Here is a 21,773-nt window from a genome sequence, read left to right as displayed (position 1 = left end):
GTAAACCTTGAGTAAAGACCATTGAAACAACTGGTAACACCCCCATAACTAGCAGGACCGAGCCTGATCACAGGTCGGACCATGATTTCTACCGGCAATCTAACGAGGTCGCCATGAACAGCGAAGAGCAAACCCTGATCGATGGACTGTTTTCACGGCTGCAACAGGCCGAAACGGACTCAGCCCCCCGCGACGCGCAGGCCGAAGCGCGGATCAAGGAGCATATGACGCGCCAACCGGCGGCCGGGTACTACATGACCCAGTCGATCCTGGTGCAGGAACACGCGCTCAAGAACCTCGACGCGCAGAACAAGCAGCAGGCGCAACAGATCCAGCAATTGCAGGACGAGCTGCAGCGGGCCAAGTCCCAGGCGGCACAACCGGCGCCGAGCAGCGGTGGCTTTCTGTCGAGCATTTTCGGCGGCGGTTCCCGTGACGCGCAACCGCCACAGAGCGCTCCGGCCTCATCCGGCGGCGGTTGGCGTGAACCGGCTCGGCCGTCTTTCGGTCAACCTGCGCCGCAACAAAACTACGCCGCCCCACAGCAGAATTACCAACAGCCGCAACAACCCGCCGCCGCCCCCATCGGCAGTGGCTTTCTCGGTGGCGCCCTGAAAACCGCAGCGGGTGTGGCCGGTGGTGTGATGCTGGCGGAAGGTATCAGCAGCCTGTTCAACCACAACTCGCAACAGCCGCAAGTGGTGGAAGAAATCATCCGTGAAGTGCCCGCGCCTGCCAGTGACAACAGCAACTGGGGCAACGATGACCAGAAGTTTGCTGGCAATGACAACTGGGGCAGCAACAATTCCGACAGCTTCGCGGACAGTGATTATTCCGACAACTCGTCCTCCTTCGACGACGACGATTCCTTCGTCTGACGCATCCAGGCCGGGGCGCTTTGCCGCCCCGGGCTGATTTTTCCCGGAAACTTTCCCGTGGCTGGCATACTGGCAACCTTTGCGGACCTTCGCGTCCGGGGTCCAAGCGGCAGTCATGGGGAAGTGCGGTGAAGAAAATTGCAGTGTTCGCCGATGTACAAAACCTCTACTACACCGTGCGCCAGGCGTATGGCTGCCACTTCAACTACGCCGCCCTGTGGGCTGACATCAGCTCGCGCGGGCAGATCGTCGAGGCGTATGCCTATGCCATCGACCGTGGTGACAGCAAGCAGCAGCAATTCCAGCAGATCCTGCGCAACCTGGGCTTTACCGTGAAGCTCAAACCCTACATCCAGCGCAGCGACGGCTCGGCCAAGGGCGACTGGGACGTGGGTATCACCATCGACATCATGGACGCCGCCGCTAACGTCGACGAAGTGGTGTTGGCTTCCGGCGACGGTGATTTCGACATGCTGCTCGACCGCATCATCCACAAGCATGGCGTCGAAGCTGTGGCCTATGGCGTGCCGGGGCTGACGGCCAACTCACTGATACGCGCCGCCAGCCGCTACGTGCCGATCGAAGGCGCGTTGCTGCTCAAATAAGCGCTGCGGTTCAATAGATAAATGCTTAGACGGAGTTGGAACAGGTTTGGAACGTATAGCGGTCATCGACTTTGAAACCACCGGCATCACCCCGAGCAGCCACTGCCGGGCCACGGAAATCGCGGTGGTCATCCTCGAACGTGGCCAGATCGTGGACCGCTACCAGAGCCTGATGAACGCAGGTGTGCGCGTGCCGGGCTTTATCGAACAGCTCACCGGCATCAGCAACGCCATGCTGCGCAGCGCGCCGCCGGCCGAGCGGGTGATGAACGAAGTCAACGAGTTCGTCGGCACCACACCGCTGCTGGCGCACAACGCCGCGTTCGACCAGAAGTTCTGGGACTTCGAACTGGGCCTGATCCGCCGCACCCGCCTGCAAAAATTCGCCTGCTCGCTGCTATTGGCCCGCCGCCTCATGCCTGCTGCACCCAACCACAAACTCGGCACCCTCAACAGCTACGCCCAACTGCCCCACACCGGCCAGGCTCACCGGGCCATGGCCGATGCGGAGATGGCGGCTAACCTGACGGTGCACCTGGCCGAGCAACTGCGGCGAACCCATGGCTTGCGCGAGCTGTCCCACGACCTGCTGTGTACCTTGCAGAAAGTCCCGGCGGCGAAGATCAATGAGCATTTGAAGAAGCATCGCGGGTTCTGATAGAACAACGCCGTTCAACATGTGGGAGGGGGCTTGCCCCCGATTGCGGTGGGTCAGCTACACATAAGCTGACTGATCCACTGCTATCGGGGGCAAGCCCCCTCCCACATTTTGACTGTGTTCATCCATCAAAGTGGGAAGGGCGATGCGACGATTCGACTTGCCCCCGATGGCGTCAGAGGCCGCACTGCAGATTTGAACGCTGAACGATCAAGTCGACAATTTGCTCAAGGGTGGTGATGTGATCCCAATCTGCCTGCGTCGCGCGCAGTTTGAATTGCCACTTGATCTGCATGACAAAGCAAGTCAAATCGTCATCGATGATCTTGAAGTCATGGATGAAATCCGTTTGTTCCGTCACCTGGCTGCGGTCGATGAAGCCGATGATATCGACGAACAGTTGAATGACCTTTTCGCTGATCTCGGCTCGGGTCAGATTACTTTCCATTTCTTGCCTCGTAGGCACACTTACCAATACTGATTAGATCAAAGACAGCCAACCCCGCAGCCACGAAGGGAATGCCTCGCCCGATAATGCCAAATACCCTGACAGTTCCAAATGTTGCTTTCGCCATTCTGGCCACGGTTGGCTGCCTGATCAATGTACGAGGGAAGAAGCGCATTCCGATGAGGCTAGCCAGGTTCGTCGTTTTGCTGGAGCCGACTTGAACCCAAGTGCCCACGGCAATTTTGCTTATCGGTATGCCCGCCGCACCAGTGAGAACCGTTGCAGCCGTCAAGCCGTAGTGTTGCTTTGTACACTTCCAGAGTTCGTCAAAAGTAGTGCTCGGCACCGAGGATTCCGCATGAATGGGCTTGAGTAACTGATAACTGGCGCCATGGGTCCAGCCTGGCGAATTAGGCAAAGCCATGACTGCCGGGCAGCTTGTCATTGTGTTTCCCATATGAAACGCCATGCTTGAAGTTGAGCCGAAATCGATGCCCTTGTTTTCGAGCTCAAACTTGCTTCGCATGATTGCTGTATGAAGATCGCTTTCCTGCATGCCGTAGTCCCTGTACGTAAATGACAGGCGGATAGTAAGTTTCAGCAAAGGGCGATTGGTGGTTGGCGGGAAAAACCAGAAAGGTCCGACGAAGCAGTAGCGCTTAGCCTACTGACGTTTCAGAAGACCGCTAAAAGCCTCCACAAAGAACTGATGTTTTAGTGGCAAGCAAGACCAATCCCTTTCATTTGCGGGACGTTTCCTAGAGAATTCCACGGCCTTGCGCCCCTCGGATCAGGTAGCTAGTCTCGCCTCGTCATCGAATCATCGATGATCGGACGTGCAAGTCCGGTTCGCAAAGGTGCACTAGCGCCCTACATCTCAACGCCTGGTTTTTAGTGGTCGGCGTTTATCTGTTATGGCGGCTGTGCGCTGGAGACCTTCGGGGTCTGCCGGGTTTCCTTTGCCCCGGTCTTGCACACCTGCGTACAGCTGCCACCCTCATTCGCGTGCAAGCGAACGGTGACGGCCTCTTACTTCAGAGGAATTACACCATGGTCAAAGTCACCCCCGATCCACCAGACTTCTTGAGCGAAGACGCCCTGCTCAACCGCCGCGCCATCGACTACTACCTCAAAGCGTCCGCCCCGGATGCACCCACCTTCATCCTGAATGACAACCTGAGCCTAGAAGATGCCCTCGCCCATGCGGCGGACTTGCTGCATTGCGCGGTGAAAACTGCGCACTTGCCGGGTGAGGCGATGAACGCGCAGCAGCGGGCGGTGATGCATTTGGTGGAAATGGCGAAGGGAGTGGTGGATCGGGCGCTGGAGTGTGTGCAACCTCGTTGAACCACACATAACGAATGTGGGAGGGGGCTTGCCCCCGATTGCGGTGGGTCAGCTACACATAAGCTGACTGATCCACTGCTATCGGGGGCAAGCCCCCTCCCACATTTTGACTGTGTTCATCCATCAAAGTGGGAAGGGCGGTGCGACGATTCGACTTGCCCCCGATGGCGCTGGATCAGCCACCACTTTTCCCATTCCCCTCCAACTGCCCCAACGGCACCCGCCGCTCTATCGCGCTCGACAAAATGATCGAGGTCTTGCTGAACCCGAACTTCGCTATCCGATTAATCAAACTCTCCAGCTCCGGCATGGTGCCTACCGCCGCTTGCATGATCACGCACGGATCGCCCGTGACCCGGTGGCATTCGGTCAGTTCGGGGATTTCGGCCAGGGCGTCGTACACCTTCTGGCTGCCATGGTTGGTCAGGCGCAGTTCGATCACGCACTGGATCGGCAAACCCACTTTGGACAGGTCCACCTTGGCCTGGTAGCCGGTGATCACGCCGCTGGCTTCCAGCTTGGCCACGCGCTCGGCCACGGCGGGGGCGGAGAGGTTGACCGTGCGCGCGAGTTGCGCGTAGGACGCGCGGCCGTCTTCGAGCAGGGCGCTGAGGAGCATGCGGTCGTATTTGTCCATGAAAAGGCTCCAGCGTCAGGTGGCTTTCGAAAGCATGGTTTATAGCCCTCATAACCATGCTTTGAAAAGTGTATGGGCGGTTTAAACAGGTTTTGTAACTTATGTTTATGCACCTGTCTTTTTAGAATAAGCCTCTCTTTTTCTGCCGCAGAGCTGCCCAATGCCTGGCCCACGTCGCTTTCCCTTACCGTTGATCGCCGCCTTTTTTGCGTTGTATGTGATTTGGGGGTCTACCTACCTGGTGATCCGGATCGGTGTGGAGTACTGGCCACCGCTGTTGCTGGCGGGGATTCGGTTCTGTACGGCGGGGGCGCTGATGTACGCGTTTTTGCGCTGGCGTGGAGTGCCGGCGCCGACGTGGGTGCAATGGAAGTCTGCCGGGATGATCGGGATTTTGCTGCTCACTTTCGGTAATGGCGGTGTCACGTTGGCGGAGCACGCGGGGGTGTCGTCCGGTGTCGCTGCGCTGGCCGTGGCGACCGTGCCGCTGTTCACCTTGCTGTGCGGTTACTTCTGGGGCGCGCGTAATACCCGTCTGGAGTGGGCGGGGGTGATCCTGGGCATTATCGGCATTGCCATGCTCAACATGGGCAGCACCTTGCAATCGAGCCCGATCGGCGCGGCTTTACTGCTGTTCGCCGCCGCCTCGTGGGCGTTCGGTTCGGTGTGGAGCCGGCAACTGCCGCTGCCCCAGGGCGCGATGGCCAGTGCGGCGGAGATGCTGGTGGCCGGTGCGGCCCTGTTGCTCGGCAGCGCGGTGTCCGGTGAGCACCTGCAAGCCATGCCGCCGCTGGAGGGCTGGCTGGCCCTGGCCTACCTGACGGTGTTCGGTTCGATCATCGCCTTCAACGCGTATATGTACCTGCTCAAGCACGTGCGTCCGGCTGCCGCGACCAGCTATGCCTATGTGAACCCAGCGGTGGCGGTGTTGTTGGGGATCGTGTTTGTCGGCGAGTCCATCGGCATCGAAGAGGCACTGGCCATGTTGGTGATCATCAGCGCCGTGCTGTTGATCAGCCTGCCCCAGTGGCGAAAGCCTGGGCCGAAAATAAGGTAAACTGCCGCGCATAACGCCTTTTTACCCGCTTAGGCGCTGAATTTCCCCTACGGTAACCACATGACTTTCGCCACACTTGGCCTGATCGAACCCTTGCAGCACGCCCTTGAGACGCTCGGCTACCAGACCCCGACGCCGGTGCAGGCGCAAGCCATTCCGGCGGTGCTGGCCGGCCGCGACCTGATGGCCGCTGCCCAGACCGGCACCGGCAAGACCGCCGCTTTCGCCGTGCCGCTCCTGCAACTGCTGACCATGGAAGGACCGAAAGTCGCCGCCAACTCGGCGCGCGCGCTGATCCTGTGCCCGACCCGCGAGCTGGCCGAGCAGGTTCACGCCAGCGTTGCTGAGTATGCCCAGCACCTGCCACTCACCACCTACGCGGTGTACGGCGGCGTGAGCATCAACCCGCAGATGATGAAGCTGCGCAAAGGCGTCGACGTGTTGGTCGCCACGCCTGGCCGCCTGATCGACCTGTTTCGCCAGAACGCGCTGAAACTCAATCAGCTGCAAACCCTGGTGCTCGACGAAGCCGACCGCATGCTCGACCTGGGCTTCTCCGAGGAGCTGGCGAATATTTACCGCATGCTGCCGAAAAAGCGCCAGACCCTGCTGTTCTCCGCGACCTTCTCCGATGAAATCCGCACGCTCGCCGGGCAAATGCTCAACGACCCGCTGAGCATCGAAGTCAGCCCGCGCAACGTCGCCGCCAATACCGTCAAGCAATGGGTGGTGCCGGTGGACAAGAAGCGCAAGCCGGAGCTGTTTGTCCACCTGATGCGCAAGGGCCGCTGGAAGCAGGTGCTGGTGTTCGCCAAGACCCGTAACGGCGTGGACGCGTTGGTGGATAAGCTGCAGGGCCTGGGCATCAATGCCGACGGCATCCACGGCGACAAGCCGCAGGCGACCCGTCAACGCGCGCTGGACCGCTTCAAGTCGAGCGACGTGCAGATCCTGGTGGCCACCGACGTGGCGGCCCGTGGCCTGGATATCGAAGACCTGCCGCTGGTGGTCAACTTCGACCTGCCGATTGTGGCTGAAGACTACATCCACCGTATCGGCCGCACCGGCCGCGCGGGCAACACCGGCGAAGCGATTTCCCTGGTGTGCGCCGATGAAGTGAACATGCTGTCGGCCATCGAGATGCTCACGCGTCAGACCTTGACCCGCAAGATGGAGCAAGACTTCGAGCCGGAACACCGCGTGCCGGACACCGATGCCAGTGGGCAAGTGGTGAAGAAACCGAAAAAGCCGAAGAAGCCCAAGGCTTCCGGTGGTGGCGGCAAGCGCAACCTGGGCAAGTGGGTGGACAGTGGCGAGGTAGCGCCTGCCGAGCCGTCGATCAAGCCGGTGCGCAAGGTGCCGGTGTTCAACACCGGGCCGCGTAAGAAGAAGTGATTTTGCGGCGCTGCTGATGGCCTCATCGAGGGCAAGTCGAATCGTCGCACCGCCCCTCCCACATATTGATCGGGTTCACATAGTCAAAATGTGGGAGGGGGCTTGCCCCCGATGACGGCTTTGAATTCACCGCAGATCTCAACGCTTAAGCCACTCCAACATCCCCCGCCCAGCCGCTCTGCCACTGGCAAAACACCCCGTCAGCAAATACCCGCCGGTCGGCGCCTCCCAGTCCAGCATCTCCCCCGCACAAAACACCCCTGGTAATTGCTTGAGCATCAACCGCTCATCCAGCGCCTCAAACGGCACACCGCCCGCCGTACTGATCGCTTCATCCATCGGCCGGGTTTTCACCAGGCTCAGGGGCAATGCCTTGATAGCCACAGCCAATTGCGCCGGGTCGTTGAAATGTTCGGCGGGTGCCAGCTCACGCAACAACGCCGCCTTGACCCCATCCAACCCCAACTGACTGTGCAGATGCTTGCTCATCGAGCGCGACCCACGCGGCTTGGCCAAGGCGGCCAGGACCTTGTCCAGCGGCTTGCTCGGCAGCAGGTCGATGTGCACCGTGGCGGCGCCATTGCGATTGATCGCCTCACGAATCGGTGCCGACAGCGCATAGATCAGGCTGCCCTCGATACCGCTGGCGGTGATCACGCATTCGCCGAGGCGCGGCTTGTCATCTCCCAGGCCGATAGCGACGTTTTTCAACGGTGCGCCAGCGAATTTGCTGACCATCAGTTCGCTCCAGGCCGACACCTCGAAGCCACAATTACTCGGCTGTAACGGCGCGCAGGGCACGCCTTTAGCTTCCAGCCGCTTGAGCCAGGTGCCGTCGGAGCCCAGGCGTGACCAACTGCCGCCGCCAAGGGCGAGCAGCACGGCGTCGCTGTGGATGGTTTTTTCGCCGTCCGGGCTGTGGATAAGTAAACCGCCGTCCGCGCTCCAGCCCAGCCAGCGATGGCGGGTGTGGATAACCACGCCGTGGTCGCGTAGGCGCTTGAGCCAGGCACGCAACAGCGGGGCGGCTTTCATGTCTGTGGGAAACACCCGGCCGGAGGTGCCGACAAAGGTATCGATGCCCAGACCATGAATCCATCCGCACAGTGCTTGCGCACCGAACGCACGCAGCAACGGCGCCATCTGCGGCGCACGTTCGGCGTAGCGTGACAGGAACGCCGGGTAAGCCTCGGAATGGGTGATGTTCATCCCGCCCACGCCGGCCAGCAGGAACTTGCGCCCCACCGAGGGCATGCCGTCGTACACGTCCACCCGCAGGCCCGCCTGGCTCAGGATTTCAGCGGCCATCAGGCCGGCAGGGCCGCCGCCGATAATGGTGACGTGTTGGGCAGGGGTCTGAGGCATGGGCAGGGCTACGGTCGCGTGAATAGGCCGAGCATTCTACCCGAGGACGGCGCAAGTTCCTGATCAAAAAACGTACAGCTTCCTACAGCCTATGCGGTTACTGGCTTTCAGACGTTTACGCTCAAGTTATCCACAGGCCGTTCCACAGGCATTGTGGGTAACGCCCATATTTCAATGACAACCTGATGACGTCCACACCCGTTGCGCGCTGTGGTGCAGGATGCCGTGGCGGCGGGCCAAGGCCACACGGTCTTTGCTGTAGCCGCCGCCGATCACGCCCATCACCGGAATGTCGCGGCCCAGGCAATGGCGCATCACGCTCTCATCGCGGGCGGCGACGCCTTCGTCCGTCAGCTTGAGGTAGCCGAGGGCGTCGTCCTTATGCACGTCGACGCCCGCGTCGTACAGCACCAGGTCCGGCTGGTACAGCGGCAGCAGGTAGTTGAGCGCGTCGTCCACCACCTTGAGATAATCGGCGTCGCCCATGCCCATGGGCAGCGGGATGTCCCAGTCGCTCTGGGCCTTGCGCGCCGGGAAGTTCTTTTCGCAGTGCAGCGACACGGTGATCGCGTCCGGCGTGTCGTGGAGGATGCGCGCGGTGCCGTCGCCCTGGTGGACGTCGCAGTCGAAGATCAGCACGCGGTTGACCCGGCCGCTGGCCAGCAGGTAATGGCTGATCACGGCCAGGTCATTGAAGATGCAAAAGCCCGCCGGGTAATCGTAGTGGGCGTGATGGGTGCCGCCCGCCAGGTGGCAGGCCAGGCCGTGCTCCAGCGCCTGCTCCGCCGCCAGGATCGAACCGCCCACCGCGCGCACGGTACGCCGCGCCAGGGCTTCGCTCCAGGGCAGGCCGAGGCGCCGTTGGTCTTCGCGGGACAACTCGCCGCTCATGTAGCGTTCGATATACCCAGGTTCATGGGCCAGGGCCAGAATGTCCGCCGGACACAGCGGTGGGCGCAGTAATTGGCTGTCCTGGGTCAGCCCGGTGGACACCAAGTGGTCACGCAACAGGCGGAACTTGTCCATCGGGAAGCGGTGGTCCGCCGGGAACTCGGGGCTGTAATCATCGTGGTAGATCAATGGCAAAGGCATGGGATTTTCTGACGGGAACCTGCGACGGATCTTAACAGCGCGGTACACTCACGCACATGGCAAGGGAGGGGGACCCATGGAGCCGATACTGGAATTGCACAGCGCACGCCTGGTGCTGCGCCAATGGCGCGATGCCGACCTGCCGGCGTTTGCGCACATGTGCGCCGACCCGCAGGTGATGCGTTATTTCCCGGCCCGATTGGACCGCCTGGAAAGCGCCGCGTTGATCGGCCGGATTCGTGGGCATTTCGCCGAATACGGCTTCGGCCTGTGGGCCTTGCAGCGCAAGGACAGCGGCGAGTTCATCGGTCTGACCGGGTTGCAGAATGTCAGTTTTGAAACCGCCTTCACCCCTGCGGTGGAAATCGGCTGGCGCCTGGCGCGTGAGCATTGGGGCCTGGGGTATGCCAGCGAGGCGGCATGGACCGCGTTGCGTTGTGGTTTCGACCGCCTGCAGTTGGACGAAATCGTCGCCTTCACCACCCAAACCAATCTGCCATCACAAAAAGTCATGCAAGCCATCGGGATGCATTACGATCCCCAGGCAGATTTTGAACACCCCAAGGTCGCGGCCGATGACCCGCTGCGCCCGCATGTTTTGTACCGCATCACCCGCGCCCAATGGTTGGACACGCTGCACGGATAAGCAGCCCGGAATGCCCCATAGATTGTAGGAGTTGCTCTATGAGCCAAGTATTGGAAGATCTGGTGGACTTGCTGACCCTGGAGCCGATCGAGGAAAACCTCTTTCGCGGCCGCAGCCAGGACCTGGGTTTTCGCCAACTGTTCGGCGGGCAAGTGCTCGGCCAGTCGCTGTCGGCTGCCAGCCAGACCGTAGAAGCCGAGCGGCACGTGCATTCTTTGCACGGTTATTTTCTGCGCCCCGGCGATGCCGCATTGCCGGTGGTGTATTCGGTGGACCGCGTGCGCGATGGCGGCAGCTTCAGCACACGCCGCGTGACGGCGATCCAGAAGGGCCACCCGATTTTTACCTGCAGCGCGTCGTTCCAGTACGACGAAGCCGGCTTCGAGCACCAGACCAGCATGCCTGCGGTGGTCGGCCCGGAAAACCTGCCGTCGGAGCTGGAACTGACCAAGCAGCGCGTCCACCTGATCCCCGAGCACATGCGCGACAAGTTGCTGTGCCCCAAGCCGATCGAAGTGCGCCCGGTGACCGAAAAAGACCCGTTCAACCCGCAGCCGTCCGACCCGGTCAAGTACGTGTGGTTCCGCGCCGACGGCGCTTTGGCCGACACGCCGGCGCTGCATAAGTACCTGCTGGCCTACGCCTCGGACTTCGGCTTGCTGACCACGTCGCTGCTGCCCCATGGCAAGACCGTGTGGCAGAAAGACATGCAGGTCGCCAGCCTCGACCACGCGCTGTGGTTCCACGCCGACCTGCGCGCCGATGACTGGTTGCTCTACGCCATGGACAGCCCGTGGGCCGGCAATTCCCGTGGTTTCTCGCGGGGCAGCGTGTACAACCGCGCTGGGCAACTGGTGGCCTCGGTCACTCAGGAAGGCCTGATCCGCCACCGTAAGGACTGGGCATGAGCCTGGCGCAGATTAAACATTGGGTGTTCGACATGGACGGCACCCTCACGGTGGCCGTGCATGATTTCGCGGCCATTCGCGTAGCGCTGGATATTCCGCCCGAGGATGACATCCTCACCCACCTCGCAGCATTGCCGGCGGATGTCGCGGCGGCCAAACATGCCTGGTTGCTGGAGCATGAGCGCGAGCTGGCGCTGGGTTCGGTCGCGGCGCAAGGCTCGGTGGAACTGGTGCGGGAATTGGCCGGGCGGGGTTGTCGCCTGGGCATCCTGACCCGCAACGCGCGGGAGCTGGCGCATGTGACGTTGGAAGCGATTGGCCTGGCGGACTGCTTTGCCGTCGAGGATATACTGGGGCGCAATGATGCGCCGCCCAAGCCCGACCCAGGCGGCCTGCTGAAACTGGCGGCGGCCTGGGATGTATCGCCCAGTGCGATGGTGATGGTGGGGGATTACCGCTTTGACCTGGATTGCGGCCGCGCAGCCGGGACCAGGACGGTACTGGTCAACGTGCCGGAAAACCCGTGGCCGGAGTTGGCGGACTGGCATGCCGCAGACTGCGCGGTACTGCGCCGGATGATCCAGCCCGGGCAATAGAGATCAAATGTGGGAGGGGGCTTGCCCCCTCCCACAGGTTGAGCCGGTTTCTGCAGGTATTACTGAGAGAACAGTGCCTTCTGCCCTTCAGGCGAAGTGAAGATCCCATCGCCGTTATGCCCAACCCCCGGCACTTCCACCAGCTTCTGGGTCAGTTGCGGGTGGCGCTGCTTGAGGTAGTCGAAATAGTTGTGCCCGCGAATCAGGCGGTACGCGCCCTGGGTCTCGGCTTCGCAGCTTTTATCCAGCGCCGGGTGGTTCGGGTCGGTGTCTTGCCGGCCCAGCAGGTAGGTGATGTCACGCGACACATAGGCCTGTTCCAGTTGCTCGGCGCTTTGCCCCTTGGCATAGGCGGGCAGGTGTTGCATGCCGTACTTCCAGTCATTGAAGCCAGGGCAGTCGGCGACCTTGAACGGCACCGGGCGCTGCGGGCTGAAGTAGGCGTAGGACGACGGGTTGGCCACCACATAGCGCAGGCGGATGCCCGCGCTTTGCAGGCTCGGTTGAGCATGGCCGGTGAGCGCGAAGCGCTGCACCACCTGGCCGCCGCCGGAATGGCCGGCCACCACAATCTCTTTCAGTGCCGGGAACACGGTGCGGTTGCCCAGGTGCTCGATAATCTGGTCCAGGGCGCCGTAGGAACTGACCTGGCCGGGGCCCGTGGAGGGCTCGCCGGCCATCCAGTCATTGCCGTTCCAGCGCAGCACTTGCGGGGCCAGGTGATGGCGTTTCACGTCCGAGTCATTGAGAAACTGCGGCGCGACCACCAGCGTCGTGCCGCCAACCCCGGCATGTTCGGCGGCGTCTTCAGCGCTCTGCAGGTAGGTCTGTGCGTTGCGCAGGCGACCATGCACGATGATCAACGCACGGGTGACGTTGGGCAGGGGGTTACTCCAGTCCTGGCTCAAGCCGAGGCTGAGGTCGCCGGCCGGCAGGTGAAAGCGCTCGGGGCTGACCGCCTTGACCCCCTGCTCGGCGGCCCAGGTGGAGGCGCTGCAGGCGACCAGCACACCCAGCAGCATTCGCAATCGCGTATGCATTTAAAGACTCTTGGCCGCGAAGGTGTCGCATTGAGTGATCTGGCCTTGGGCAAAGCCGGTCTTGAACCAACGCACGCGCTGCGCCGAGGTGCCGTGGGTAAACGAGTCCGGCACGACACGGCCCTGGCCCTGTTGCTGCAAACGGTCATCGCCAATCGCGTTGGCCGCATTCAGCGCTTCTTCGATATCGCCGGGTTCCAGCCAGTTCAGGCGTTTTTGCGCGCGGTTGGCCCACACGCCGGCAAAGCAGTCGGCCTGTAGCTCCTGGCGCACCAGCAGGCCGCCGTCGCCTTGCATCTGCCGGCCTTGCTGGCGCGCAACCTGGATCTTCGACGAGATGCCGAGCAAGGTCTGCACGTGGTGCCCGACTTCGTGGGCGATCACGTAGGCCTGGGCAAAATCGCCGGCGGCCTGGAAGCGTTGCGACATTTCCCGGAAGAAATCCAGGTCCAGGTACACCTGCTGATCCGCCGGGCAATAGAACGGGCCGCTGGCGGACGTGGCGCCACCGCAGGCGGAATTGACCCGGCCACGGAACAGAATCAGTTTCGGGTTCTTGTAGGCCAAGCCGTTTTCCTGGAACACCTGGGCCCAGGTGTCTTCGGTATCGCCGAGCACCGCACGGACAAAGTCGGTCTGCTCATCATTGGCCGGCGGCGCCTGGCGCGACGGGGTGCTCACCGAGGGCGCCTGCTCCAACTGGCCGGTCAATTGGCCGAGGATCTGCAGCGGGTCCTGGCCGGTCAGCCAGCCGATGCCGACGATCAACACAATCGCGGTCAGGCTCAGGCCCTTGCCGCCGCCAAAACGCATGCCACCACCACCACCGCCACTGTCATCGCGGGCATCCACCACGTTGTCGCTGCGTCGGCCTTTTTTCCATAGCATGGGGCAATCCTCTGTGTGCTAAGCGTGATTGATTATGGTCGTGATTAACGGCAATAGCCTTCGCCGGTGGCGACGATCAGGCAGTTCTTTTTATCCGCCAGCCACTTCAACCCGGTTGCCGCACCGTCACCGGCGCGCAGCTGTTGCGGGCCATCGGGGCGGGTGAAGGCGATGCCGTCTTCGGCCGCTTCACCTTTGAAGGTGCCGGCGGCGTCGGCGTCGAGGCCGTATTGCATGGTAAGAAGGTAGTGGCCACGGCCGATGCTGTCGTCCTTGGCGATGGTCAGGTGCAAGCCTTCGACGCCGATCCATTTGCCGACCCAACTGTCGGTGGGTGGGGTTTGCGGTACCAGGGTCGCTTGCACGGAAGGCGGCGCCGGTTTGGCGGGCGCCTTGGACTCTTGGTTGCACGCGGCGAGCAGGGCAAGGGTAGACAGAAGAAAGACAGTTTTTTTCATAGCGGCAAGGCCTTGGTTAAAAAGTGTGCAACGCCGGGGCGAACGTGCAGCGTTGGACTCGATTGCAGTGATTTAGTGCGCTGTTCGCACTGTGTTTGGTTATGCTCTTGGGGCAGACGCATGCCCGACTGCTAGATTAACGGGTTGAGTACTACCGCGTTCAGCCCGCCACGCAAGAGAATTCAATGACTGTCAGCACCCCACTTTCCGGCGTCAACCATCCCTTCAAAGGCATTCTGCTGATTGTGGTGGCGACTTTTCTGTTCTCCAGCCACGACGCCTTGTCCAAATTCCTGGCCGGGTTCTACCCGATCGTGATGGTGGTGTGGGCGCGTTACCTGGTGCATACCTTGTTGATGGCCGGGATTTTCCTGCCGCAATCGGGCTTGCGCGTGCTGCGCAGCAAGCGGCCGGGGATGCAGGTGGTGCGGGCCTTGTGCCTGTTGGGCACCAGCCTGTTTTTTACCGCCGCGCTGCATTACATCCCGCTGGCGGAAGCCACCGCAGTGAACTTCCTCGCGCCGATCCTGGTGACGGCGCTGTCGGTGCCTCTGCTCGGTGAACACGTGACGCGTGGCCAATGGCTGGCGGTGATCTGCGGGTTTGTCGGGGTGCTGGTGATCATCCACCCGGGCGGTGAACTGTTCACCCCGGCGGTGCTGCTGCCGCTGTGCTCGGCATTGTTCTTCTGCTTCTACCAACTGCTCACGCGCATCCTCAGCCAATACGACACGCCCACCACCAGTAACTTCTTCGCCGGCCTGTGCAATACCTTGGTGATGAGTGCGATGGTGCCGTTCTTCTGGCAAGTGCCAACCCTGTGGCACGGCGTGTTGATGCTGGCGTTGGGCACCTGCGGGATGACCGCGCACTTGCTGCTGACCCAGGCCTTCCGCTTCGCGGCGCCGGCCTTGCTGGCGCCGTTCGGCTATTGCCAGATCGTGTTTGCGGGCGTGTTGGGCTGGCTGGTGTTTGCGCATACCCCCGACCTGACCACGGTGGTCGGCATCGGGGTGATCTGCATGAGCGGGTTGGCCGCTGCCTGGCAGCAGCGGCGGCGCTGAATCAGGCGTCGACCCTGGGAATCTTGCGCGGTGCCATGAAGTACATCCAGGTCAGCGCGATGAAGTACATCGCCGGGATCAGGGTGAACAGCACGGTGTAGTTGTTGTTCGTCACGGTCAGGATGTGGCCGACAATCTGGGTCATGAACATGCCGCCGATGGCCGCGCACATGCCGCCGAAGCCGAATACCGTACTCATCATGTGCTTGGGCGTGTAGTCCATCACCAGGCTCCAGATGTTGGCGGTCCAGGCCTGGTGTGCGCCAATCGCCAGGGAGATGGCGAACACCGCGACCCACAACTGGCTGGAGCCGGCGGCCATGATCACCCCGATGATGCAGCAGGCGAACAGCAGCATCGACAGCAGCCGCGCCTTGATCGAATTCATCCCGCGGCCGATCAGGAACGACGACAGAATCCCACCGCCCACGCTGCCGAAGTCGGCGGTCAGGTAAATGATGATCAGCGGGATACCCATCTGCGTGACGTTGATGCCCAGGTTGTATTGCTGGTTCAAGAACGGCGGCAGCCAGTACAGGTAGAACCAGAACACCGGTGCGGTCAGCGAGTAGGCGATGGCGAAGGCCCAAGTGCCGCGCATGCGCAGGATACGGCTGAAGGGGACACGGGGCTGTTCCGGTTCGACTTCCCGTTGCACGTAGTCCAATTCGGATTGCTTAACCGTCGGATGCTCTTCCGGGTTGTAGTACTTCAAACCCCAGAACAGCAGCCAGATCCCACCGAGTGCCGACATGCACAGGAACGCCGCTTGCCAGCCCCACACATGCAGGATCAACGGCAGCAGCATCGGCGTCATCATCGCGCCGACGTTGGTACCGGCGTTGAAGATGCCGGTGGCCACTGCGCGCTCGCCGGCAGGGAACCACAGGCGGGTGGTCTTGACGCAGGCCGGGTAGTTGGCGGCCTCGGTCAGCCCGAGGATAAAGCGGCAAACCATGAAGCCGACGGCCGAGGTGGCCAGGCCGTGGGCGCCGGTAGCCACGCTCCACAGCAGCACCGCGCAGAAGAACACGCGCTTGACACCTACGCGGTCGATCAGCCGGCCTTGCAGCACAAAGCCAATCGCGTAGCCGACCTGGAACCAGAAGTTGATGTTGGCGTAGTCCATCGCCGTCCAGCTCATTTCTTTGGCCAGGATCGGTTGCATCACGCCGAGGGCGGCGCGGTCGATGTAGTTGAGTGTGGTCGCGAAGAACACCAGGGCCAGCATGCCCCAGCGAGTTTTACCGACGGCCATTGCACCGCGGATCTTGTCGCCGATGCCGGCGTGCGGGTTGGCCGGGCGCGCAGCCAGGACTGAGTTTTGCGAAGGCATGAGGGTTTACCCGTTTTTGAAATTTTTATGGTGTGTTCTGGGTTTTGTTACGGAATCGATGGTGCGCAGTGGCTAAAAAATCGTCAATTCGCCAATGCCCATTGTGTTCGATAATCGCCCTGAAAACTAACTGGTTCGTACATTTCAATTGCTGCATTAGGCTAGGGGGCGAATAATTTACTGTAAATAACAATTGCCGGGAGTCGCCCCATGCAACGTTCCATCGCCACTGTTTCCTTGAGCGGCACCCTGCCGGAAAAGCTCGAAGCCATTGCTGCCGCCGGGTTTGATGGGGTCGAGATCTTCGAGAACGACCTGTTGTATTACGACGGCAGCCCGCGGGAAGTCAGGCAAATATGCACTGACTTGGGCCTGGTCATCACCTTGTTTCAGCCGTTCCGCGACTTTGAAGGCTGCCGCCGCGACCGTCTGGCGCGCAACCTGGAGCGCGCCGAGCGTAAGTTCGACCTGATGCACGAGCTGGGCACCGACCTGGTGCTGGTGTGCAGCAACGCCTCGGCCGATTGCGTGGGCGATGAACGTATTCTACTCGATGACCTCAGCCTGCTCGCCGAACGCGCCGGCCGCCGTGGCTTGCGCATCGGCTATGAAGCGCTGGCCTGGGGCCGGCATGTGAACACTTGGCAGCAGGTGTGGAACCTGGTGCGTCAGGTCGATCACCCGAGCCTCGGGGTGTTGCTCGACAGCTTCCACACCCTGTCGCTCAAGGGCGACCCGAGCGCCATCGCCGAGATCCCCGGCGACAAGATCTTCTTTGTGCAGATGGCCGATGCACCGATCCTGGCCATGGATGTGCTGGAGTGGAGCCGACACTTCCGTTGCTTCCCCGGCCAAGGCGAATTCGACCTGGCGGGTTTTCTCGCGCCGATCATCAAGAGCGGCTATACCGGGCCGCTGTCCCTGGAAATCTTCAACGACGGCTTCCGTGCCGCGCCAACCCGAGCCAACGCGGCGGACGGCCTGCGCTCGCTGCTCTACCTGGAAGAGAAAACCCGCCAACGCCTGGCGCAGGAACGCCCTGCCGCACCGCTGGATATTCTCTTCGAAACCCCGCCCGCCAGCGAATACGACGGCATCGAGTTCCTTGAGTTTGCCGTGGACGAAGACCTTGGCGCCAAGCTGACCCAATGGCTGGAGCGCCTGGGCTTCGTCAAGGCCGGCCAGCATCGCTCCAAGAGCGTCAGCCTGCTGCGTCAGGGCGATATCAACCTGATCCTCAACTGCGAGCCCTACTCCTTCGCCCACAACTTTTTCGAGGCGCATGGGCCGTCGCTGTGCGCCACCGCGATTCGGGTCAAGGACAGCGCCAAGGCCCTGGAACGGGCGGTGGCCTACAAGGGCCAGCCGTATCGTGGCCTGGTCGGGCCGAATGAACTGGAATTGGCGGCGGTGCGCGCGCCGGACGGTAGCCTGATTTACCTGGTGGACCCAAGCGAAGGCGTATACGACACCGATTTCAATCTGCAACCGGCCGCTGCCACCAGCGGCGGGCTTTTGCGCATCGACCACATGGCGATGGCCTTGCCTGCCGACAGCCTCGACAGCTGGGTGCTGTTCTACAAGAGCTTGCTGGATTTCGAGGCCGATGACGAAGTGGTGCTGCCTGATCCGTATGGCCTGGTGAAAAGCCGTGCGCTGCGCAGCCGTTGCAGCTCGATTCGTTTGCCGCTGAATATTTCCGAAAACCGCAATACCGCGATTTCCCACGCGCTGTCGAGCTATCGCGGCTCGGGTGTGCATCACATTGCCTTCGACTGCACGGATATTTTCGCCGAAGTGCGCCGGGCCAAGGAGGCGGGTGTGCCGCTGCTGGATATCCCGCTCAACTACTACGACGACCTGGCGGCGCGCTTCGATTTCGACGACGAGTTCCTCAGCGAGCTGGCGTACTACAACGTGCTGTACGACCGCGACGCCCAGGGCGGTGAGTTGTTTCATGTGTACACCGAGCCGTTCGAAGGGCGGTTTTTCTTCGAGATTATCCAGCGCAAGCATGGCTACGCCGGCTACGGTGCGGCCAATGTGGCGGTGCGTCTGGCGGCGATGGCCAAGTCGCGCAGTGGTGCGGTACGCCAGGCACGGTTGTGACGGCAGGGCCGGTGCTTCCTTCGGGGCGCGCCGCGGCCCATAATCGCGGCCTGCACAATAAAAAACGGCCGTGAGCGCACCATGACCTTGACTCCCGATCTCTCCGCAGTGTCAGACGCACCGCGCAAGAGTCGCAAGAACAACCCGGAAAAGACCCGCGAAAACATACTGCAAGAAGCCATTGTCGAGTTTGTTCAGCAGGGCCTGTCCGGCGCTCGCGTGGATGCGATCGCCGAGCGTATCCACACCTCCAAACGCATGATCTATTACTACTTCGGCAGCAAGGAGCAGTTGTACGTCGAGGTGCTGGAGAAGCTCTACGGCGATATCCGCAACACCGAATCACGCATGAACCTCACGGCCCTGGAACCGCGCGAAGCGATCAGTCGGCTGGTGGAATTCACCTTCGATCACCACGACCGGAACGTGGATTTCGTGCGTATCGTCTGCATCGAAAATATCCACAATGCCGAGTACGTGAAGCGCTCCGATTCAATCAAGGCGATGAACAGCAACATCCTGGATGCGCTGGGCACGACCTTGCGCCGTGGCGCCGAAATGGGGCTGTTCCGCGAGGGGCTGGAGCCGCTGGACGTTCACCTGCTGATCAACTCATTCTGTTTTTATCGCGTATCCAACCGCCATACGTTCAGTGAGATTTTTCAGATCGAACTGTCGGACGAGGCCGTTAAGCAGCGGCATCGACAGATGATTTGCGAGTCGGTGCTGCGTTACCTGCAAACCTGAGGTTGGCGCGGATTCACGGTGGGAGGGGCAAACTCCCTCCCACATTTGGATGCGGTTTCGGCCGTCAGCTCTTCATGCTCTGGAAGTGTGCCAACATCCTGTGTGCATCCGGCACCACGCCACTGAACAATTCGAACGCCTTCACCGCCTGAAATACTGCCATGTTGCCGCCATCCAGAGTGCGGCAACCCAAGGCGCGCGCGTTGCGCAGCAGTTCGGTTTCCAGTGGGAAATACACGATTTCCGCGACCCACAATTGCGCGTGCAGCAAGGCCGGCGGCACGGGCGTGCCGGGCAGTTTGGCCATGCCCATCGGCGTGGTGTTCACTAACCCGTCGGCCTCGGCCATGGCGTTTTCCAGATGGGTGCCGACCTGGGCCCGTCCCGGGCCGAAACAGTGTGCGAGGTTATCCGCCAGGTCCTGGGCACGGCTGGCGTCCACATCGAAAATGCTCAAGTGCTCAACGCCTTCCGCCAGCAGCGCATGGGCCACCGCCGCGCCTGCGCCGCCGGCACCCATCTGGACCACGCGTCGCCGAACGACATCCTGCAAGTTGCGTCGGAAACCTTCGGCGAACCCCAGGCAGTCGGTGTTATGGCCGATGCGTTTGCCCGCTTTGAACACCACGGTGTTGACCGCCCCAATGCCCCGGGCCTCGTCGGACAATTCATCGAGTAAAGGCAGGATCGCCTGCTTGCACGGGTAGGTAATGTTCAACCCGGTGAAGTTCATCTGCTCGGCGGCCTGCAGCAGGTCGGGCAGGGCATTGATGTCCAGCTGCAGCGGTTCCAGGTCGATCAGGCGATACAGGTAGCGCAGGCCTTGGGCGTCACCTTCCTGTTCATGCAGGGCGGGCGTGCGGGAGGCCTGGATGCCGGCGCCGATCAGGCCGGCGAGGACGCGCGGTTTCATCGGGCTCATCCTTTCACCGTGCGGCTGAAATGTTCCAGGGCCAGGTGATAGCCGTGGCTGCCAAACCCGGCGAGTACCGCCTTGGCGATGGGCGACACGAACGAGTGATGACGAAACGGCTCGCGCGCATGCACGTTGGATAAATGCACCTCGATCACCGGCACTTCACTGGCCACCAGCGCATCGCGAATCGCCACCGAGGTGTGGGTCCAGGCCGCCGGGTTGATCACGATACCGGCGCAACGGGCGCGGGCGCCGTGAATCCAGTCGAGCAATTCGCCTTCGTGGTTGGTTTGGCGAAATTCGATGGTCAGCCCCAGTTGCTCGGCACTGCGGCCACACAGCGCGGCGATGTCGGCCAGGGTTTCATGGCCATAGGTGGCGGGCTCACGGGTGCCGAGCAGGTTGAGGTTGGGGCCGTTGAGCACCAGCACGATGGGCGGCATAAGGGGATCTCCACAGTTATTGTTCGTTGTGCGGATAAAATGTACTGAATGGTTAATTTGGTCAATCGATGGCGGTAGATGTGTTCGATTATCGAACCGTTAATCAGTGAGACCGGGCATTTCCAGGTGCTGCCATGAGTCGTTACAAGACCGTATTCGACGGTTTGCCCGCTGTTACTACGCTGTGAAAAACGCCCTGATCAAGGAGCCGGTTGTCGGGTGATGTATGGAAAAGTGTTACCCGGCGGAAAATAACCTAACGGATGGGTTACGATGAAAGTAGGCACTTACAAAGGACATGTGATTGCGGTGTTTCTCAGGGATGAGCATTGCCCGCCTCACGTGCATGTCAGGGGAAAGCAATGGGATGCGCGTTTTCGTTTCAGCTTTCTGGATGGGCGAGTGGAGCTTTGGGATGTAGACCCCGAACGGCGGCGGCCACCCCCCGGGATTCTGGAGGGCATTCGCCAGACGTTGATGCAGCGACACGTCCTGGCTCGTGTACGAAGGATCTGGTGGGAAAAACTGCAAACGGTTTGCCTGGAGAACCATTCCTGGGATTGGGACGCCGACGAGGTGGTGCCGGGGTTGATCATTCGGCGTGGCGTCTATGTGATTGCAAACGCCCGACACGATGTGGCGGGGCAGCGAACCCTTTTGAATCTGGTCAGGGCGCCAGATTGTGTGGAGATTGATCTATGAAAATCGTAAAAGCCAAAACCTTGCCCGATGTACCGATCACTGAGGCCGATATCGATAAGGCCATAGTGCGGGGGCGCAAACTGAAGCGTGTGTACGCCAATGCCTGCTCGGTGCGTTACGAGGATGACTGCATCTCCATCGGCTTCAGCGATGGCAGTCGCATCATGTTGCCGGTGGCCGGTCTTCCGGAGTTCGAAGGGTTTTCCGCGCAGGACTTCGAGCAATTGGAGGTCGGCTTTGGCGGCAAGGCGCTGTGCTGTGAAGCCCGCGACCTGCATGTTTCCATCACCGGCCTGATTGCGACCAGCCAGCCCTTGATGGATCTGGCCGTGAGCCTGGTGGCGTCGCACAACGGCCGCAAAAGCAGCGCGGCCAAATCCGCCGCCGCCCGAGCCAATGGCAAGAAGGGCGGTCGGCCGCGCAAGGAACCGTAAGGGA

The 21,773-nt window shown here is 61.4% G+C and carries 25 protein-coding genes; 14 read left to right on the top strand and 11 right to left on the bottom strand.

The genetic code is table 11. The annotated features are described in order from the left end of the window. Window positions 1-113: 113 nt before the first annotated feature. From PverR02_RS27695 to PverR02_RS27685, 3 genes are all read left to right on the top strand, one after another. Complete coding sequence (locus PverR02_RS27695) at window positions 114-878, top strand: DUF2076 domain-containing protein (protein WP_017848309.1); 765 nt, start codon at window positions 114-116, stop codon at window positions 876-878. Between the two features lie 128 nt (window positions 879-1,006). Further along, window positions 1,007-1,483, top strand: coding sequence for a LabA-like NYN domain-containing protein (locus PverR02_RS27690; protein ID WP_017848308.1), 477 nt, complete (start codon window positions 1,007-1,009; stop codon window positions 1,481-1,483). Window positions 1,484-1,529: 46 nt separating this feature from the next. Then, window positions 1,530-2,141: a 3'-5' exonuclease gene (locus PverR02_RS27685; protein WP_079444771.1), complete on the top strand. Its 612-nt coding sequence runs from the start codon at window positions 1,530-1,532 to the stop codon at window positions 2,139-2,141. 175 nt (window positions 2,142-2,316) lie between these two features. Here PverR02_RS27685 and PverR02_RS27680 read toward each other — a convergent pair whose 3' ends face one another. Together PverR02_RS27680 and PverR02_RS27675 are read right to left on the bottom strand one after the other, a co-directional pair. Then, on the bottom strand, window positions 2,317-2,589 hold the full coding sequence (locus PverR02_RS27680) for an acyl carrier protein (protein ID WP_017848306.1): 273 nt from the start codon (window positions 2,587-2,589) through the stop codon (window positions 2,317-2,319). Next, window positions 2,579-3,145: a hypothetical protein gene (locus tag PverR02_RS27675; RefSeq protein WP_079444770.1), complete on the bottom strand. Its 567-nt coding sequence runs from the start codon at window positions 3,143-3,145 to the stop codon at window positions 2,579-2,581. The genes PverR02_RS27680 and PverR02_RS27675 overlap by 11 nt, the downstream gene beginning before the upstream one ends. A 494-nt stretch (window positions 3,146-3,639) precedes the next feature. Here PverR02_RS27675 and PverR02_RS27670 point away from each other — a divergent pair, with 494 nt between their 5' ends. Next, window positions 3,640-3,936 (top strand): DUF6124 family protein, encoded by a 297-nt coding sequence (locus PverR02_RS27670; protein WP_017848305.1) that lies wholly within the window; start codon window positions 3,640-3,642, stop codon window positions 3,934-3,936. A 175-nt stretch (window positions 3,937-4,111) separates the two neighbouring features. On the opposite strand, the gene PverR02_RS27665 is transcribed toward PverR02_RS27670, so the two are convergent. Continuing rightward, complete coding sequence (locus PverR02_RS27665) at window positions 4,112-4,573, bottom strand: Lrp/AsnC family transcriptional regulator (protein ID WP_046381959.1); 462 nt, start codon at window positions 4,571-4,573, stop codon at window positions 4,112-4,114. Window positions 4,574-4,733: 160 nt separating this feature from the next. On the opposite strand from PverR02_RS27665, the gene yedA reads away from it, so the two are divergent. Beyond that, window positions 4,734-5,630, top strand: coding sequence for a drug/metabolite exporter YedA (gene yedA, locus PverR02_RS27660; RefSeq protein ID WP_057005123.1), 897 nt, complete (start codon window positions 4,734-4,736; stop codon window positions 5,628-5,630). Window positions 5,631-5,690: 60 nt separating this feature from the next. After that, a complete protein-coding gene (locus PverR02_RS27655) occupies window positions 5,691-7,025 on the top strand; it encodes a DEAD/DEAH box helicase (protein WP_079444769.1) in 1,335 nt (444 codons plus the stop codon). A 138-nt stretch (window positions 7,026-7,163) separates the two neighbouring features. Here the strand turns inward: PverR02_RS27655 and PverR02_RS27650 are convergent, their stop codons facing one another. Continuing rightward, a complete protein-coding gene (locus PverR02_RS27650; protein WP_079444768.1) occupies window positions 7,164-8,390 on the bottom strand; it encodes a TIGR03862 family flavoprotein in 1,227 nt (408 codons plus the stop codon). A gap of 171 nt (window positions 8,391-8,561) precedes the next feature. Next, window positions 8,562-9,482, bottom strand: a complete 921-nt coding sequence (locus PverR02_RS27645) for a histone deacetylase family protein (protein ID WP_046482194.1) — start codon at window positions 9,480-9,482, stop codon at window positions 8,562-8,564. Between the two features lie 76 nt (window positions 9,483-9,558). Here PverR02_RS27645 and PverR02_RS27640 point away from each other — a divergent pair, with 76 nt between their 5' ends. Genes PverR02_RS27640 through PverR02_RS27630 form a run of 3 tightly spaced genes read left to right on the top strand, consistent with a single transcriptional unit; the run spans window position 9,559 to window position 11,632 of the window. Next, window positions 9,559-10,128 (top strand): GNAT family N-acetyltransferase, encoded by a 570-nt coding sequence (locus PverR02_RS27640; protein WP_046381964.1) that lies wholly within the window; start codon window positions 9,559-9,561, stop codon window positions 10,126-10,128. A 38-nt stretch (window positions 10,129-10,166) separates the two neighbouring features. Further along, window positions 10,167-11,036, top strand: coding sequence for an acyl-CoA thioesterase II (gene tesB, locus PverR02_RS27635; RefSeq protein ID WP_046381965.1), 870 nt, complete (start codon window positions 10,167-10,169; stop codon window positions 11,034-11,036). Continuing rightward, window positions 11,033-11,632 (top strand): HAD family hydrolase, encoded by a 600-nt coding sequence (locus PverR02_RS27630; protein ID WP_079444767.1) that lies wholly within the window; start codon window positions 11,033-11,035, stop codon window positions 11,630-11,632. Before tesB ends, PverR02_RS27630 begins: the two co-directional genes overlap by 4 nt. A gap of 59 nt (window positions 11,633-11,691) precedes the next feature. On the opposite strand, the gene PverR02_RS27625 is transcribed toward PverR02_RS27630, so the two are convergent. The 3 genes from PverR02_RS27625 to PverR02_RS27615 are packed head-to-tail and all read right to left on the bottom strand — an operon-like array spanning window position 11,692 to window position 14,018. Beyond that, complete coding sequence (locus PverR02_RS27625; RefSeq protein ID WP_079444766.1) at window positions 11,692-12,672, bottom strand: hypothetical protein; 981 nt, start codon at window positions 12,670-12,672, stop codon at window positions 11,692-11,694. Continuing rightward, the gene (ypfJ, locus tag PverR02_RS27620; protein ID WP_046482187.1) at window positions 12,673-13,560 is read right to left on the bottom strand and encodes a KPN_02809 family neutral zinc metallopeptidase; all 888 of its coding nucleotides are present in this window, start codon (window positions 13,558-13,560) and stop codon (window positions 12,673-12,675) included. A gap of 44 nt (window positions 13,561-13,604) precedes the next feature. Beyond that, a complete protein-coding gene (locus PverR02_RS27615; RefSeq protein WP_046381968.1) occupies window positions 13,605-14,018 on the bottom strand; it encodes a lipoprotein in 414 nt (137 codons plus the stop codon). A 185-nt stretch (window positions 14,019-14,203) separates the two neighbouring features. On the opposite strand from PverR02_RS27615, the gene PverR02_RS27610 reads away from it, so the two are divergent. Next, on the top strand, window positions 14,204-15,082 hold the full coding sequence (locus PverR02_RS27610; protein WP_017848293.1) for a DMT family transporter: 879 nt from the start codon (window positions 14,204-14,206) through the stop codon (window positions 15,080-15,082). A 1-nt stretch (window position 15,083) separates the two neighbouring features. On the opposite strand, the gene PverR02_RS27605 is transcribed toward PverR02_RS27610, so the two are convergent. Further along, window positions 15,084-16,418, bottom strand: a complete 1,335-nt coding sequence (locus PverR02_RS27605) for an MFS transporter (protein WP_046381969.1) — start codon at window positions 16,416-16,418, stop codon at window positions 15,084-15,086. 210 nt (window positions 16,419-16,628) lie between these two features. Here PverR02_RS27605 and quiC point away from each other — a divergent pair, with 210 nt between their 5' ends. After that, window positions 16,629-18,527 carry a 3-dehydroshikimate dehydratase QuiC gene (gene quiC / locus PverR02_RS27600; RefSeq protein ID WP_079444765.1) on the top strand — a complete coding sequence of 633 codons (1,899 nt, stop codon included), beginning with the start codon at window positions 16,629-16,631 and terminating at the stop codon, window positions 18,525-18,527. 81 nt (window positions 18,528-18,608) lie between these two features. Next, window positions 18,609-19,274, top strand: a complete 666-nt coding sequence (locus PverR02_RS27595) for a TetR/AcrR family transcriptional regulator (protein WP_017848290.1) — start codon at window positions 18,609-18,611, stop codon at window positions 19,272-19,274. 64 nt (window positions 19,275-19,338) lie between these two features. Here the strand turns inward: PverR02_RS27595 and PverR02_RS27590 are convergent, their stop codons facing one another. Both PverR02_RS27590 and aroQ read right to left on the bottom strand, forming a co-directional pair. Beyond that, complete coding sequence (locus PverR02_RS27590) at window positions 19,339-20,187, bottom strand: shikimate dehydrogenase (RefSeq protein WP_046482177.1); 849 nt, start codon at window positions 20,185-20,187, stop codon at window positions 19,339-19,341. A gap of 5 nt (window positions 20,188-20,192) precedes the next feature. Beyond that, entirely contained in the window at window positions 20,193-20,633 is a 441-nt protein-coding gene (aroQ, locus tag PverR02_RS27585) for a type II 3-dehydroquinate dehydratase (protein WP_017848288.1), read from the bottom strand. Between the two features lie 273 nt (window positions 20,634-20,906). Between aroQ and PverR02_RS27580 the strand changes: the two genes are divergently transcribed. Together PverR02_RS27580 and PverR02_RS27575 are read left to right on the top strand one after the other, a co-directional pair. Beyond that, window positions 20,907-21,335 carry a hypothetical protein gene (locus PverR02_RS27580; RefSeq protein WP_046381972.1) on the top strand — a complete coding sequence of 143 codons (429 nt, stop codon included), beginning with the start codon at window positions 20,907-20,909 and terminating at the stop codon, window positions 21,333-21,335. Further along, complete coding sequence (locus PverR02_RS27575; protein WP_046381973.1) at window positions 21,332-21,769, top strand: DUF2442 domain-containing protein; 438 nt, start codon at window positions 21,332-21,334, stop codon at window positions 21,767-21,769. The genes PverR02_RS27580 and PverR02_RS27575 overlap by 4 nt, the downstream gene beginning before the upstream one ends. The last annotated feature ends 4 nt before the right edge of the window (window positions 21,770-21,773 follow it).

The sequence above is a fragment of the Pseudomonas veronii genome (genome assembly GCF_002028325.1).
Lineage (GTDB): Bacteria > Pseudomonadota > Gammaproteobacteria > Pseudomonadales > Pseudomonadaceae > Aquipseudomonas > Aquipseudomonas veronii.
This window is presented reverse-complemented; position numbering and strand designations above follow the sequence as displayed.